Origin of the sequence: Anaerocolumna sp. AGMB13020 (assembly GCF_033100115.1) — a bacterium.
Lineage (GTDB): Bacteria > Bacillota > Clostridia > Lachnospirales > Lachnospiraceae > Anaerocolumna.
Genome location: NZ_CP136910.1, coordinates 1,157,565 through 1,174,275, shown reverse-complemented (window position 1 = coordinate 1,174,275; position 16,711 = coordinate 1,157,565). Strand labels below are relative to the sequence as shown.

Below are 16,711 nucleotides of genomic sequence, written 5' to 3'. Positions count from 1 at the left end.
GTGCTGTACTTTAAGTGCAGCCCCTTTCCTTGGCTGTATAGAGATTGAAAGGGGTTAATATGAGAAAGAACCTGAGGATAAAGATTATAACTGCAGTGGTAATGCTGTTACTATTTATCGGTACAGCAATCCTGTTAAATCAACCGGATCCGGACGAGGTACTGTCCTCTGCGCAAAAAAGAATATTTGCTGTCGCAAAGGTTACGGATATCTTAAGTGACAACGCAGCACCAGACAGCTGGACGGAAGGCAGGCGTATAGGTGAACAGAATCTGGAGGTAACTGTTCTTACCGGTAAGTATAAAGGAAAGGTACTGGAAGCTGTTAACTATGTAAATGCCTACTTTAATGTGGATGCCAAGCTTGGAACACGTGTCATTGTCCGTCTGGACTTTAATGATGCGGGAGAATTGTATGTCTTATCGATACCCAACTATGACAGAAGCAGTGTTCTTATTATAGCACTCCTTGCCTTTGCCCTGCTCATGGTACTGGTAGGCGGTAAGCAGGGAGCAAGGGCTTTGTTCGGCTTGTTGTTTACTTTGATTAATCTGTGGTATATATTGATTCCTCTGGTTCTAAAAGGTGTGCCTCCGGTTATGGCAACAATAATAATTGCCGCCTATACCAGTGCCGGAGCCTTGCTGATGCTGACAGGCTTTACGAAGAAGACGCTGTGTGCATTCTTAGGCTGTGTTGGTGGGGTAATAGCAGCCGGAGTCTTTGCCTGGCTGGTAACTCTTATGACACCAATAAACGGATTTAATATGTCAGAAGCGGAAGAAATGGTCATACGAGCTTCTGATTCACCCCTTCAGATCAGCGGTCTGCTGATAAGCGGTTTACTTTTGGCTGCTCTGGGGGCGTTAATGGATACCTCCATGTCCATCGTATCTGCACTTCATGAGGTATATGAACAGAACCCTACCATTACCAAAAAACAGATTTTCAAATCTGGTATGAATATAGGCCGGGATGCTATGGGAACTATGGCAAATACTCTGATACTTGCATTTGTGGGGTCAGCCTTTAATCTCATGATATTATTTCAAATCTATGAGTATCCGATGATCCAGATACTAAACAGTGATATGATCGTAATCGAAATTCTGCAGGGGATTGCCGGTTCGGTAGGTATAATTGCTACAACACCCCTTGTTTCAGCATTATGTGCAGCTGTATTTAAGTGGAGCAGAAAAGAAGAAATAGAAAAGAGCAGAGAAGTAACAGAAAAGGATATCCATACTTTTTCTGAATTCCTCCCCTAATATGCTTGCGCAGATAAATCAGAAAATAAAGGAATACCATATAACCAATGCGGATACCTGATGCTTGAATTTGGAAAAAGAAAACATTAACAGTGTAGGGGCAGATGATATCATTCAGACATTGGCATATAGTAAATCTTGAGGCAGATCTGAGTCATTTCTTCAATCGGAGTCTGGGAACCCACCTGCATCCATCTGGTAAAAATATTATACAGTGCACCTGCGTTGAAGGTAGCCCGATACAGATTTTCCTCCGTCCTGTTTAAGATATTGGATTGCAGGGTTTCTGTTAAACGCTCTAAAATAATATGCTGAAAGCTGGCATCAAGCAAGGTCTGATAAATGTCACGCTGTTTTAAAAGAATCTGAAAAAGTACGGTAATAAACTTTTCAGGTTCTTTTGCTTTACCATTCTGTTCGTTGGTATAAGGAAGCAGTCCCTGGTTTATCTCAAGAATCAGGGAGTCGACCAGTTCAATCAGTATATCCTGTTTGGTGGAATAATTGCTGTAATAAGCGGTTCTTGATACACCTGCTCGTCTAACAATATCGGTAACGGTAATTTTATCAAAGGGTTGTTCCCGGATTAGCAGAACAAGTGCGGTACAGATGGCTTCTCTGGTAAGGCGGTTGGTTTCCTTATTGGAGCAGTGCTTCTGTGTATTTGGGATAAATAGCGGGTAATCAGGCATAACAGATGCCTCCTTTTTGTACGGGATGGGGTGAATACGGTAACTTGGTATTGTTTTTACAGGACTTACTATACTATAATTTAACTGAGATTACAAATGTAATGTCAAATTTCATTGAAATGGAGCTGTTAAGAATGAAGACGACTATCTACAAAATAATTTCTGGAGTGGTATTACTGATGTTGGCAATGTCACAGTGTATATTCCTGGGATATCAAAAAGATCTGTCACTGATAATCTCAGGGTGTCTCGTAATCGAATCTATTTTGTCATATTATCTTAAATGTAACACCAGGAAAATTAAGCTGTTTTTTATTGGAATAATAGTGCCGGAGGTATTGTTTTTCTTTTCGGAAAAATTCATATTCCTTGTAATAGGGATATTCCTGCTTATTGCGACCGGAGTCTATCATATAGCTTCAATCAGACCGGTAAAGAAAAGAAGCTCCTCAGTAATCGCTAAGTGTATCTATGGCCTTTTAAGTGTACTGACAGTTGTACTCCTGCTAATCAATATTTATACGAAACCCATAACAGAACCGAAGGAGCTACCAGCTCATATTTCTGCACAAATTGATGACGATTTACTGGACTCAGAAACGGTTATGCTTCATAATATTAAGACTATGAATTCTTTTGGAAGCCGTGTCACAGGCTCTGAGGGACAACAGGAATTTATAGACTGGCTAAAGAAAGAATTAACCAATATGGGACTGGAAATTCATTCGGATAAGTATACATTTAACAGTTGGGAAGAAGAAAAAAGCAGTTTATATATAAACGGAGAAGAAATCCATATCTCATCTGCCTTCCCTTATTCTGGTGAAACAGATGAAAAGGGAGTAACCGGAGAACTGGTCTATACAACTGCCGGTAAGTATGAGAAAGCCAAAGGTAAAATTGCAGTAATTGAGATTGATAATACAAAGAAGATTCCCTTAGGTCTCGTTATGAATGAGCGTATCACGGCTTTACTGCAGAATAAGCTTACTGCCAGTGACGGAGATTTGGTATTAACAACAGCACTGCAGGAACCCAAATTGGAAGAAGCGAAAGAAAAAGGTGCACTTGCTGTTATTTTGGTCTGGAAAGGTGTATCCGATGAAAAAGCAGAAGATCAGTACCTCTCCTTTATCACCGACTATGCAGGAATACCGGCTGTCTGGGTGAATGCATCAGAGGGCAGGAAAGTATTAGCAGCAGCTAAATTAAACAAAACAGCGACAGTAATCCTTGAAGCGAACAAGCAGCCAAAGGCAGAAACGGAATCCTTTTATGTCAGCATACCCGGTAAAAATACAAAGGAAGCTCTTATCATAAACTCTCATACAGACGGAGTAAATGTGGTGGAAGAAAACGGTGCTGTAGGGATGCTGTCGATGATTCGATATCTGCAGAAAGTTCAGCCGGAACGTACCATTGTATTTGCATTTATAACTGGGCACTTTAGACTTCCGGTCTTCCAGGGAACTTCTCAGGCAACCTCAACCTGGATGCAGGCCCATCCGGAACTTTGGGATGGAAAGGAGGGGCATTTGAAGGCAGTAGCAGGAATTACAGTAGAACATCTTGGCAGTATGGAATGGAAAGAGAACAAAGATGGAATTTATGAGAAGACAGGTAACCTTCAGACAGAATATACTTATACCGGAAATGAGATGATGTCTGCTGTCTGGATAAAATCAGTGGAAGAGAGAAAAACGCAGAGAACGGTATTGCTTCGAGGGCATAACAGGTTTGAATTCGGAGAGAGTCAGCCGCTGTTTGAAGCTGGTATTCCGGTAATTGGGTTTATCCCCATGCCGGATTATCTGATGGTTAACAGCGATAACCGGGAAATGGATAAGTTTGATACAGCACTTATGCGCGAACAGATTATATCGTTGTTAAAAGCAGCAGTAATAATTGATCAAATGACAGCAGAACAGTTAGGAGTTGGGGAGAGATATACTTATTTTTATGGAATGAGTAATTAAATCACTGCACAACCAGAATTTATAGATTAATCTGGGGTTAAGGAAAGATAGTTATCTATAGGTATCTCTGTGAGAGGCATTCTGGAAATAGGGTGATTTCAACAAACAAAACAGGATACAAGCAATCCAACCTGATTTATCATTCAATGGCATTAATTCAATCATGTGTGAATAAAAGCAGTATGAGTGAGATATTATTTGGGTAGTATAAATCTAAAAAAACAAGGTCTATACTGCTGGAAAATTCATCCAAAGGAGTGGTTGTTATGTTAGGTCATTATCTGCTGTTTAACAGAAACTGTGAAGAGGCTTTAAAATGGTATGAAAAGGCTTTTGATACAAAAGTAACAAATATGCAAAAATATGGAGATATACCTCCTAATTCTGGATTCCCAATGGAAGAAAATGATTTAAACCTTGTATTGCATTCACGTATTGTCATCGAAGGTGTGGAGGTAATGTGTGCTGACAGCAGACAAACTCCTGGAGTAGGAAACAATATGTATATATCATTAACTACCAGTAATGACGAACTGATAAAGCGAGCTTGGGATAGGTTAAAAGAGGGTGGAAAAGTATCAATGGAACTAACCCCTTCATTTTTTGCCAGACTTCATGGCAATTTACAGGACAAGTTCGGTGTTAACTGGATGTTTACGCTGGAGTAATATAATTATCAGCTGGTATTTGCTATAGATAAAATACAAGTGGGCAAAGGCATATTAGTGAATTCGTTATAGCCGTCTTTAGGAATAGAATTGCATAATAGAAAGCCTAACAGCTTCTTTGATAAACTGTCATCGAAGCTGTTAGGCTTTCTGCGAATTACTCTCTATTTACCTGTTTGTAGAAAATATTTAGCTTGAAATTAAGTGAAAAATGATTAAAACAAAATCAAATTTAAGTTGCTATTGTCTGAAATATTTGTTATAAACTAATTAAAGCTACAGAAATAAATCATCCTATAATTTGTAGAATAATTAAAAAGGAGTTAAGAAAATGGCAATTCAATATCTTGAAAAAGAGCGAATCTTCAAACTGGACACGAAAAATACCACATATATGTTTGGTACTACGGTTGAAGGATATGTTGGGCATATTTATTACGGAAAACGTCTGCAGCATGCAGGAGGTAATTATCTGTTAAGAACAGAAGAAAATCCCTTTACACCCAGTGTCAGAAAGAGAGAAAAGGCTTCTTTTTTTGATTTCTTCCCTATGGAATATCCTACCGGCGGAGTGGGAGATTACCGTGAAAGCTGCCTGAACATACGAAACGAAGAGGGACGTATGGGTTGTGAGATTTTCTATACTTCTCATGAAATATTAAAGGGCAAGCCAGGAATGGAAGGTCTTCCAAGTTCTTTTGGCAGTGAACAGGAGGTAGAAACACTTGAACTTTCCTGTACAGATACAATTTTAGGTGTAAAAGTAATTCTTTCCTATTCCGCATTTTATGAAAATGATATTATAACCAGAAGTGTAAAGGTTGTAAATGAAGGTAACCAGAATTTGAAACTGGAGAAAATCTATAGTGCCTGCCTGGATATGGATAATCAGGAATATCAGATGTTAAGTCTTCATGGTTCCTGGGCAAGAGAACGCCACATTCAGAAGAATCCTGTAGCTTACGGTAAGCAGCTGGTTTCTTCTGCAAAAGGTGAGTCAGGACATCAGGAGCACCCCTTTATAGCACTCCTAACTCCCGGAACAACCCAGGAGCAGGGAGAAGTCTATGGAATGCATTTTGTTTATTCCGGTAATTTTATCGGACAGGTTGAACGTACTCAATTCGATGCTGTACGTATGGTAATGGGAATCAATCAGGAAGAGTTCAGCTGGAATCTAACACCTGGCACAGCATTTCAGGCACCGGAAGTCGTTCTGGTGTATTCCGATAAAGGCCTTGGCAGGATGACACGTTCTCTACATGATTTCTATCGTGAACACATGATTCGCAGTCCATACCGAAATAAGAAACGTCCGATTCTCATTAATAACTGGGAAGCAACTTACTTTGATTTTAATACGGATAAATTACTTGCTATTGCTGCTGAAGCGAAAAAAGCCGGAATTGAAATGTTAGTCATGGATGATGGCTGGTTTGGCGAGCGTAACAGCGATAATTGTTCTTTAGGAGATTGGGTGGTGAATGAAAAGAAAATTACCGGAGGCTTAAAAGACCTGGTAGACCGTGTCAATGATATAGGACTTCAGTTCGGTATCTGGTTTGAGCCGGAGATGATTTCACCCAACTCTAACCTTTACAGGGAACATCCCGAATGGGCTATACACATTGAAGGACGTGAGGCAACTCAGAGCAGGGAACAATATGTACTGGATCTATCCAATCCGGAAGTGGTTGATTATGCTTATGAATGCGTAGCAAAAATACTGAGAAATGCAAACATCGCTTATGTTAAATGGGATATGAATCGTCAGTTAACGGATCTTGGAAGCGTTTATCTGGATAAAGCTTCTCAACAGGAATTATTCCATCGTTATACCCTTGGTGTATATCAGCTGCAAGAACGCCTGGTAACAGAGTTTCCTAATCTGCTGCTGGAGAATTGTTCTGGCGGAGGTGCCAGATTTGATCCAGGTATGCTCTATTACAGCCCCCAGATCTGGTGCTCTGATGATACAGATGCAGTAGAACGGCTGAAGATACAGGAAGGTACTGCCCTTATTTATCCGCTTTCAGCCATAGGTGCTCATGTCAGTGATTGCCCCAATCACTCTGTAGGCCGCGTAACTCCTTTTGAAACAAGAGGACATGTAGCCTTAGCTGGAACATTCGGTTATGAGCTGGATATTACAAAGATACCACAGGAAGACAGAGATTTGATACCAAAGCAGGTAGAGATGTATCATAAGTTCCACGAGCTGGTAAGAGAAGGAGATTATTACCGTATTGCTTCTTATGGTGATAATCACTATTTTGACTGCTATGAGGTAGTTTCCAAGGATAAGAAGGAAGCACTTGTTACCTATGTACAGGTACGCGGAATTCCTAACAGCCATAGCAGGAAGATTAGATTACAGGGCTTGGAGGAGACAGCATCTTACCGTCTGGAAGGAACAGAACAGGTATATCATGGGGAAATGCTTGTAAATGGTGGATTCCTTGTAAAAGATATGTGGGGAGATGCCGTGAGCCGTCTGTACCATTTCATAAAAAATGATTGATTAAAATAAATGCTTGTTTTTATGTATATTTGGTGAGCACAGCTCATGGCTGTCTGTAGACAAATTAATTTTTGATTTAGGATTATGCAAAAACGGAAGATATACAGACTAAAAGCACGGAGACTTCCGTGCTTTTAGTAAATCTATGTATAAAATTTATATTTCTCTGACAGCCACAATCGACTACCGTACAGAAATGACATTAGAATAATAATTCTGATAAACTTTCGAAACCATATTTTGATAATACAGTTTTTAAACCATTTTTTACTTCTTCTCTACTAAAATCATGCTCTGAAAGAAAATCATCATCTTTATCATTTAGATAGGAATAAAACAATATAACCATTTCCAAATCATCCTTTTCTCCATTCTCAATAATAGAGTACAGTTCATTTTCTGCCTTATTAATATTCCCTTTATCAATCATATTTGTTAAATTATTTAATATTCCTTGTTTCTGTTCATTTTCTAATAGCTCAGCAGATGGTGAATCTGTATTAATATTAAAAAGCAATTTCAAAAATAACCTAACCATTTCTTTAATCATTCTCATAATATAGTCTTGTTCAAACATTGTATCTCCTTTCTATAATAGGTATTAGAGAAAGGACTTAATTATCCATACGCACCCGTGCTGACACTAATGTTTGATGTGGTGGTGCTTTTTCCGAATGTATTTTAAAACTTAATACCAATATTGCAATAATAATCAATAACCATATATTAAACGCTTGTACGGTAGCTTTCGCTTTATGCTTTGCCTGTAAAAGGTGTTGCTCTTTTCCAAGCTCACTCTTATCAACTACTACACATTTCACTTCTCCAAATAATCCTTGTGAAATTACTATACCACTTGGAATAACGGTAGCTGTAATAGAAACTGTAAAAAATACAATAAACAATCTCATTAACAAACTCTTTCGTTTGAATTCCATAAAAGCTAAGTTTTCAGTAATAAAATCCATTTCATCACCACCATAAATTCCAATTTATTAAAGAATACCATAAGCAAGGAGAAAAAAATAGTATTTGTTATTTATACATATATATTTACAGGATTCTTATAACAATTGGCTTTGTCTACAGATAACTCTCATTATTTAGAAATAAATTTCTATTGCTTCATCATCAAAAAATATCTTAAAAATGAAAATAAAGTTAATACACGCACTTGACAGAAAGCTGTTAGTATATTAAGATTCTTTATAGACCGACAGTCAGTCGATATTAGGAGATAAAATTATGAGAGTTGTAAAAGAAGCGACTGAACGAAGAATTGAAATACTTGATGCAGCTGATGAACTCTTTGGTAAGAAGGGGTTTGATGGTACAAGTACCAATGATATTCTGGAAAAAGTAGGAATTGCCAGGGGGACATTATACTATCATTTCAAGTCAAAAGAAGATATTATGGATGCCTTGATAGAGAGATATAATACTAGGCTTATTGACGCTACAAAGCTGATAGCTTTCGATAAGAGTATACCGGTCTATGAGCGGATTATCCGGGTCGTAAGGGCATTGAGCTTAAGCGGTGGCAGTAGTAATGAGATTATGGAACATATTCATAAACCTCAGAATGCATTGATGCATCAGAAAATTCAAAGAGCAATATACAGCAATGTACCTCCGATTCTGGCGGAAATCATAGGAGAAGGGATTGAAAAGGGGCTATTTAACACACCATATCCCAAGGAATGTATGGAGATGATGGTGATATATCTGAATACCCTCTTTGATAGTGATATTATTGAGCTGACAGAGGAAGAACGCAGTACACGAATCCAAGCCTTTGCTTTTAATGCTGAAAGATTACTGGGGGCAAAAAGTGGAAGCCTTACAGAAGTAATGAGTATGTTTAAACGTTAATGGAATCAGAGAATCAAGGGGAATCTGTGAGTATTGATATTGCAAACACGGGAACCTAGGATTAAGCCAGGCTATGACTAGTAATAATATCCTTAAGAAGGGAGGAAATTATGTATTACAAAATTATCCGTAACGACATAAGCAAAAGTAAAGGGATTACGCTTATCACACTGCTATTTGTTACAGCTGCTGCCATGCTGGTATCACTGGCAGCTGTACTCCTCATTCATTTATCCGGGGCTATAGACACACTGATGAGCCAAGCCAAAACACCGCATTTCATGCAGATGCATTCCGGTGATATTGATACCAGCCGTCTGTCGGCTTTTGCGGAAGGGAACAGTAATGTAGAGGAATTTCAAGTACTGGAGTTTCTTAATGTAGATACTTCAATGATTATCATAGACGGAAAGGCACTTACTGGCAGTGTCCAGGATAATGGCTTTATGGTGCAAAGTAAAAGCTTTGATTTTCTTCTTGATCTGGAAGGAAAAGTGATAAAGGTATCGGATGGGGAGGTATATGTTCCCATAAGTTACTTAAAAGACCGTACAGCTGAAATAGGAAGTAATATGAAAATTGGTAATGAGAACTTTATCATTGCCGGCTTTCTAAGAGATTCACAAATGAATTCTTTACTGGCCTCCTCCAAGAGATTTCTGATAAGCGAAAATGACTATCATAAAATAAAAGAAGCCGGAAGTGTTGAGTATCTAATTGAATTCAGACTTAAGGACAGATCAAGGCTGAGTACTTTTCAGAATGCATATACCTCAGCAGGACTTGAAGCAAATGGTCCGACGATAACATATCCTCTTATAAAAATGCTCAATGGGATATCGGATGGAATTATGATTGCAGTTATCCTTCTTGTAAGTGTACTTGTGGTAGCAATTGCATTCATGTGCATCCGGTTTACCCTTCTTGCTAAAATTGAAGAAGACTACCGAGAAATAGGTGTAATGAAAGCAATTGGACTTCCGGTGACCGATATTAAGAAGATATTTCTGGTTAAGTACGCGGCCGTTGCAGCAGCAGGATGTCTTCTGGGAAGTGTCTTATCCTTTGGATTCCGGGGGCTTCTTCTGGAAAACATCAAGCTATATATGGGAGAAAGTAACAATACATCTCTTGCTTTGGTCTTTGGTTTAATAGGAGTAATGCTGGTATATGTGATAATTCTCCTATATGTAAATAAAGTCTTAAAGCAATTTAAAAGAATATCTGCAGCACAGGCTATCCGTTATGGAACATCAACAGATAAAACCTCAGTTTCGAAGAATTTTTTCTTAAGTAAGAATAAGCTTCTATCCACCAATGTCTTTCTTGGCATAAAAGATGTTCTTTCGAGGAAGAAGCTTTACGCCACCATGCTGGCCGTATTAATGCTTGCAGTCTTTATAATTATTGTCCCACAGAACCTGTTTCACACCATATCCTCAGATCGTTTTATCGGATATATGGGGATAGGAAGCTATGATATGCGTATTGACCTGCAGCAGACAGAGGATATTTCGGAAAAAGTACAGAAAATTAAAAATACCATGGAAAGTGACAGCACAATAACCAGATACACGGTTTTAGTTACTAAAAACTTTAAATTGAAAAGTTCTGATGGAACACTGGAAAATATCAAAATCGAATTAGGGGACCATTCGATATTTCCGATAGAATATTCCCATGGAAGAGCACCACAATCAAAAGATGAAATTGCTCTTTCAGTGCTTAAAGCCGAAGAACTCGGTAAAAAGACAGGAGATATCATAACACTGGTTTCTGACGGTAAGGAGATAAAACGAAAGGTAAGTGGCATTTACTCGGATATAACCAATGGTGGGAAGACAGCAAAAGCTGTATTTACGGACGAATCAGAGGATATCATGTGGTATATCATCAGTGCCGGTTTTATAGATAAATCCTTTACAAAGAGTAAAGTGGCAGAGTATGGAGGGGAATTTTCCTATGCTAAAGTTACAGGAGTAGATGAATTCATCAGCCAGACCTTTGGAATGACAATAAATGCAGTGGGGAAAGCTTCCTATGCGGCAACCGTCATAGCCATACTTATAATTTTATTGATAACACTGCTGTTTATGAAGATGCTAGTGGCAAAAGACAGATATTCCATCGCTATGATGAAGGCATTTGGCTATACCAATGCAGATATCAGACAGCAATATATTACCCGTTCTGTGTTCCTCCTATTTATAGGAATTGTACTTGGGACTCTGCTGGCAAATACACTTGGTGAAAGGCTTGCAGGAGCAGGCATATCAACTTTTGGCGTATCCTCTTTTGAATTTGCACTTAACCCGTTTTCCGCGTATCTGTTAAACCCCTTAATGATGGCAGCCACAGTTATACTGGCAACACTTCTGGGCGTTACAAAAGCTGGAGAAATCATAATATCCGAGCATATAAAGGAGTAGCCTATGAAGAAGATTATAATTGGTGAAGAGATTGTAAAAGCGTATAAGGAAGGCGATGAAAAGCATACCGTACTAAAGCAGGTTTCTGTTGAGATAAAGGAGAAGGAGTTTGCTGCAATTATGGGACCGTCCGGTTCTGGAAAATCTACCTTGCTTTTTGCTCTCAGCGGAATGGACAGTATTGACAGCGGCAAGGTGGTTTTTGAGGAGAAAGAATTATCAACCCTTAAGGAGAAGGAGCTTTCTGAAATACGTAGAACAAAGATGGGGTTTATTTTTCAGCAGCCAACGATGCTGAAAAATCTTAATCTGCTTGACAATATCCTGCTACCCTCCCTGCGAGAGCACAAAAAAAACGTGAAGGAATATACTAAAAAAGCAAGGCTACTTATGAAGCGGGTTGGTATAGCAGAACTTGAAAAGCGGGATATTGCACAGGTTTCAGGGGGTCAGCTGCAACGTGCCGGTATATGCAGGGCTCTTATGAATGACCCTGAGATTGTTTTTGGAGACGAGCCTACCGGTGCTCTTAATTCAAAAGCTGCCCAGGAGATAATGGATATATTAGCACAGATCAATGCAGACGGTACTGCCATACTGCTAGTAACACATGATGCAAAAATAGCAGCGCAAACGGAACGCGTCATATTTATGAGTGACGGGAAAGTTATATCGGAGCTGAAATTATCGAAATATAATGGGAAGGATATTGAAGCAAGAATTAGTAGAATCACAGAAAAGATGAGAGAATTAGGTATTTAGTATGAGCAATTTATAATAAGAATATTAAAATCTTTGAGACGCAGAAACTTCAATTCTGCGTCTCATTGTTTTATTTAAGTATTTCAATTGGTATAAGTCCGGAAGCTCGTGGCTGCTTCTTTTAAGTTTAGACGCATGGGCAGGTCAGAAATGTTTGGAATTATATCTGTACATTTCCTTCACCGGGAACTATTTCCAGGTTCGTAATCTGATTATCGCATAAGGAGAAGAAATAATAGAACAAATGGGGACTGCTTGGAAAATTTCCGCTGGTTAAGGAGGTTACAATGATTATCCCATGCTTGTCTTCCAGGTTTATAACTTTTGATTTCAATTGATACTCGTCATTGGTGTTTCCGCGCCAAGCTATTATAGAAGTAAGCCCATATATATGAGTATCTTCTCCCAGATCATAAATATGAGCATCCTCTGCCAGGCATTCCTTAAGGCTTGAGAGATTGCCGTTGTTTAGCGAATCCATATAAAGTGCAATAGGTGTGGGTAATTTCGTTAACATGATAATGACTCCTTTTTTAAGGATATACTACCATAGGAAATCAGACTACAGTATGTCATATTAATTCTATTTGTATTGAGAACTAACGGTTATAGAAAGCGCAGGATACCAGGTGATCATTAACCATCCCGATTGATTGCATAAATGCATAGATGGTTGTTGTACCAACAAACTTAAAACCTCGCTTTTTCATATCCTTACTGATTGAATCAGAGATTAGGCTGCTTGAGGGGACTTCCTCAATACGAGTCCAGGAATTTATAATAGGTTTGTTATCTACAAATGCCCATAAATAGCTGTCCAAAGAACCAAATTCCTCTAACAGTTTAAAGTACGATTTTGCATTATTAATAACAGCATTAACTTTTTGGCGGTTTCTGATGATTCCATTATTTTGTAAAAGCATCTCGACCTTTGCTTCGTCATACGCTGCAAGGATAGTTGGATCGAAATCATCAAATGCTTCGCAAAGAGTATCCATTTTTGTCAGTATCGTTGACCAGCTTAAGCCTGCCTGCTTGCCTTCAAGAATTAACAATTTAAAAAGCTTTCTATCATCATGTACCGGAATGCCCCATTCTTTATCGTGATAATCCTGCTCTAGTTTGCTTTTAACAGCCCAATCGCATCTTTTTATATCAAGTGTCATTATAATCTCCTAAAGTGTAGTTATTGTAGAAAAATATGTTTGCCATATTTTATTTACTTAAAGTGTTTAAATTTAAATACCACTATAAATCTACTTTATCATAGAGCGCATATGAAAGCAACCGGATTGCTCTTTCGGTAATCCTTCAGATATTCCTTCCTGTAGAAACGCCTGTAGCAGTACCTGGGGTATAAATAGACAAAGTGTCAAACAATTTGTTACGCGTTTTATGTAATAAAGGTTAAAATACTGCTGCTATGTTAAATTTCTACTGTTGTTCAAATATTTGGCAATAGATATAATGAAAAATGTAAATAGAAGATAAAAATATACAAAATGACGAATTGAATAGTCCAAAAATAAGTTAGAGAAATAAATATATTAAGAAAATAACAATAAAAACATATAGAAAATAAAATATTTAGATATAATTTAGTAAATCCCAATCCCCAGCATAAGGTTATTTGCATTCTGTTATGTAGTGAATAATACAATCGCAGCCAGTCCACAGGATTGATTTTTCAAGTTAATAATAGGGTTAAACCGTTATTAAATAAATCAAAAATATAGGAGGGATTCAGTATGAGAAAGGGTAAAAAGATTATGTGTATCATGTTGGCAGCGTTTTTATTGCTGCCGCCAAATTTGACAAGCTATGCGGCTGCTGATGCGGAACCTATGTCGAACTCTCAAAATTTTGCAAGTTATTATGTGGATAATAACGGCAGTGACAGTAACAATGGCAGCAAAAAGGCTCCATTTAAGTCGATTCAGAAAGCCCAGGAGGCGGTTCGCAGTCTGATTGGCAACGGTAAGCTGCCCAGTGGAGGTGCCAAAGTATATCTTAGAGAAGGTACCTATTATCTTTATGATTCTTTGGTTTTTGGCCCGGAGGATTCCGGCACGGAAAATGGAAAGATTACGTACACAGCCTACCCGGGAGAGGAGGTAAGCTTATCCGGCAGCAAACCCATTGAACAAAGCTGGTTCAGGCCAATTCAGGAAGAAGAAAAGGTACGGATAATTGACCAGGAGGCAGCAGGTAAAGTACTGGTTGCAGATTTAAGAGGGAATGATATCACAGAATACGGAGTTTTAAATACCAGAGGTTACCATTATTTTAACAAAGGACAATACATGGCTGCTGAGCTCATTGTTAATGGTGAAAATCAGACGCTGGCACGCTATCCCAATGAGGGGACTATTCCCGTGGATAATAAATACCTTCTGCCGGAGGAAATGTCCTTTAAGTATGATATAGACAGACCCTCCAGCTGGGCAAATGCAACAGATGCCTGGATATGCGGTACTCTATCCATTAATTATGAAAATAACTATTATCCAATTGAGAGCATTAACACCACTGAGAAAAAAATCAAGCTAAAGGAAGGCAAAATAAAGACTTATTACACAAATGGTTGGTATTTTGCAGAAAACCTGCTGGAAGAATTAGATGAGACAGGTGAATATTACATAGACAGAGAAGAAGGTAAGCTTTACTATCTGCCACCGGCGGACTTCAGTACAAAAAGCTATAAGATTGAGTTATCTACCATAGGAAAACCTATTTTTTATTTCAACGGAGCTAAGAATATTTCAGTTACTAATATGACTATTGAAGGCGGCAGAGGTTACGCAGCTCTGGGCACCACCAAAGATTATCAGATGATGACCTATGGTGAGTTCTTAATAAAGAACAATGTCACAAATCCCATAACCTTTGACCCTACATCTACTCATTTCCTTAGACTTGCTTCACCTGCTGACTATCCGGAAGCCCAGGTCTTTCCAGGACATATATGGGATGGTTTTCTGGATGATGGACCGGGCGTTGTGGGAATAGAGTTCACGAATTGCCTGATCCGAAACTTCGGACAAGGCGGACTGATTTTTCGGGGTACTAAAATCAAGCTGGAGAATAATGAGATTAAGAACATAGGTGGAACCGGTGTTTTTATGTCCGGTGGTGACTATGAGACTCTGACCTCAAGTGAGAATACGATTATCAGCAACACCATTCACAGAATCGGCTATCAGCATAAGGCATACAACCCGGCAATTGCTTTGCAGGGGGTGGGAGGAAGAGTAGCTTATAACGATGTATTTGACGGACCTCATTGTATTATAAATTTTGGCGGAAATGATCATATCTTTGAATACAATAAAATCCATGATGCTGTAAAAGAGTGCCTGGATATGGATGCAATCTATACCAGAAATGAAATCAGCCCTCAGCAGAGAGGGTCTGTATTTAAAAACAATTACATCTACAATCTTGGTATCTTCCCGGTGGGGCAATACACCAAGCAATTTAATGTATGTGGAATAAGGACGGATAATAACGGTCATGCTCTGCAAATTTATAATAATATCTTTGCAAACATCGGTTCTGACAGAGCCAATAATGTGGTGGCAGTTAGGGCCCAGGGAACCCGCAATACCATTAAGGGAAATCTGTTTTTAGACTGTTCTGCCACCTATTGGGGGTTTGATAACTACAAACCGGAGATGACCTGGAATACTGCTGATGCAGAAACGCTCAGAAGACTTGAACTTGTTAAAAAGTATGCAGCTAATCCCATTTATGCTGCCAGATATCCGGAGCTTTTGACCTTTGATCAGGAATTCTATGCGGCTGTTGCAACGAATACCTTTGAGGAAAATTTAACGGTAAATATCAAATTTCCTTTAAGTCTTATAAATGGTGCAATTCTTCCAAGCGGAGCCAGGGGAGCGCAGCAGCTTATGCTGGGAACTAACAATAGAGCTTTAACGGAAGATCCGGGGTTTGCGGGCTATGGCAGCGGAAATTATGAGCTTAATGCTGGACTTGCGTTACTGGATCAGATGCCCTCCTTTAAAAATCACAATATGAATGAATTTGGTCCCAAAGGACTCTCAGGGAAAGCTCTTACTGAAAATCTGAAAGATTATATTAATAATCTTGATATTAATAAGGTGTCCAAAGAACTTTTACTTAAGAGTCTTGGAAAGGTAACGGATGCATTAAGCAAAGAACAGTATAAACAGGTACTGTTACATATGACAGCATTTCTTGCCCAGGCGAAGCTGCAATCCCCCTGGATAATTACCAATGACCAGTTTGATTATATTCTGGTTGAAAGTGTGAATATCTGCAAAGCAGTCTTTGCAACGGCTGAAAATAATTCCGAAAACAGCGACAGTGTTACGAAGATAAAACAGATATTGGAATTCTTTAAAAGTTTTTCTGACGGAAACGATAAATCCGGTAAATATAAGGAGCTGACAGAGAAAATAAAGGCGTTGGCAGGATTGGTACAGTAGAGAAGCTTTTACTGGCGGCTTCATTAAATTATGGTATCAGCCAAAAGAATC

The 16,711-nt window shown here is 38.7% G+C and carries 13 protein-coding genes; 8 read left to right on the top strand and 5 right to left on the bottom strand.

What is annotated here, in order from left to right:
- The first annotated feature begins 59 nt into the window (after positions 1-59).
- Entirely contained in the window at positions 60-1,268 is a 1,209-nt protein-coding gene (locus tag R2R35_RS04805) for a YibE/F family protein (RefSeq protein ID WP_317733363.1), read from the top strand.
- 110 nt (positions 1,269-1,378) lie between these two features.
- Here the strand turns inward: R2R35_RS04805 and R2R35_RS04800 are convergent, their stop codons facing one another.
- Complete coding sequence (locus R2R35_RS04800) at positions 1,379-1,960, bottom strand: TetR/AcrR family transcriptional regulator (RefSeq protein WP_317733362.1); 582 nt, start codon at positions 1,958-1,960, stop codon at positions 1,379-1,381.
- A 134-nt stretch (positions 1,961-2,094) separates the two neighbouring features.
- Between R2R35_RS04800 and R2R35_RS04795 the strand changes: the two genes are divergently transcribed.
- From R2R35_RS04795 to R2R35_RS04785, 3 genes are all read left to right on the top strand, one after another.
- A complete protein-coding gene (locus R2R35_RS04795) occupies positions 2,095-3,936 on the top strand; it encodes a PA domain-containing protein (RefSeq protein ID WP_317733361.1) in 1,842 nt (613 codons plus the stop codon).
- Positions 3,937-4,202: 266 nt separating this feature from the next.
- Entirely contained in the window at positions 4,203-4,604 is a 402-nt protein-coding gene (locus tag R2R35_RS04790) for a VOC family protein (RefSeq protein WP_317733360.1), read from the top strand.
- A gap of 331 nt (positions 4,605-4,935) precedes the next feature.
- A complete protein-coding gene (locus R2R35_RS04785) occupies positions 4,936-7,125 on the top strand; it encodes an alpha-galactosidase (protein WP_317733359.1) in 2,190 nt (729 codons plus the stop codon).
- Between the two features lie 202 nt (positions 7,126-7,327).
- On the opposite strand, the gene R2R35_RS04780 is transcribed toward R2R35_RS04785, so the two are convergent.
- Positions 7,328-7,702 carry a DUF6483 family protein gene (locus R2R35_RS04780; protein WP_317733358.1) on the bottom strand — a complete coding sequence of 125 codons (375 nt, stop codon included), beginning with the start codon at positions 7,700-7,702 and terminating at the stop codon, positions 7,328-7,330.
- Positions 7,703-7,739: 37 nt separating this feature from the next.
- Positions 7,740-8,093, bottom strand: a complete 354-nt coding sequence (locus R2R35_RS04775) for a hypothetical protein (RefSeq protein ID WP_317733357.1) — start codon at positions 8,091-8,093, stop codon at positions 7,740-7,742.
- Between the two features lie 277 nt (positions 8,094-8,370).
- Between R2R35_RS04775 and R2R35_RS04770 the strand changes: the two genes are divergently transcribed.
- From R2R35_RS04770 to R2R35_RS04760, 3 genes are all read left to right on the top strand, one after another.
- Positions 8,371-8,997: a TetR/AcrR family transcriptional regulator gene (locus tag R2R35_RS04770; protein ID WP_317733356.1), complete on the top strand. Its 627-nt coding sequence runs from the start codon at positions 8,371-8,373 to the stop codon at positions 8,995-8,997.
- A gap of 110 nt (positions 8,998-9,107) precedes the next feature.
- Positions 9,108-11,426 (top strand): ABC transporter permease, encoded by a 2,319-nt coding sequence (locus R2R35_RS04765; protein ID WP_317733354.1) that lies wholly within the window; start codon positions 9,108-9,110, stop codon positions 11,424-11,426.
- A 3-nt stretch (positions 11,427-11,429) separates the two neighbouring features.
- Entirely contained in the window at positions 11,430-12,188 is a 759-nt protein-coding gene (locus R2R35_RS04760) for an ABC transporter ATP-binding protein (protein ID WP_317733353.1), read from the top strand.
- Positions 12,189-12,348: 160 nt separating this feature from the next.
- On the opposite strand, the gene R2R35_RS04755 is transcribed toward R2R35_RS04760, so the two are convergent.
- The gene (locus R2R35_RS04755) at positions 12,349-12,705 is read right to left on the bottom strand and encodes a hypothetical protein (RefSeq protein WP_317733352.1); all 357 of its coding nucleotides are present in this window, start codon (positions 12,703-12,705) and stop codon (positions 12,349-12,351) included.
- 82 nt (positions 12,706-12,787) lie between these two features.
- Positions 12,788-13,354 carry a DNA-3-methyladenine glycosylase I gene (locus tag R2R35_RS04750; RefSeq protein ID WP_317733351.1) on the bottom strand — a complete coding sequence of 189 codons (567 nt, stop codon included), beginning with the start codon at positions 13,352-13,354 and terminating at the stop codon, positions 12,788-12,790.
- Between the two features lie 582 nt (positions 13,355-13,936).
- Here R2R35_RS04750 and R2R35_RS04745 point away from each other — a divergent pair.
- Positions 13,937-16,660: a right-handed parallel beta-helix repeat-containing protein gene (locus tag R2R35_RS04745; protein ID WP_317733350.1), complete on the top strand. Its 2,724-nt coding sequence runs from the start codon at positions 13,937-13,939 to the stop codon at positions 16,658-16,660.
- Positions 16,661-16,711 lie beyond the last annotated feature (51 nt).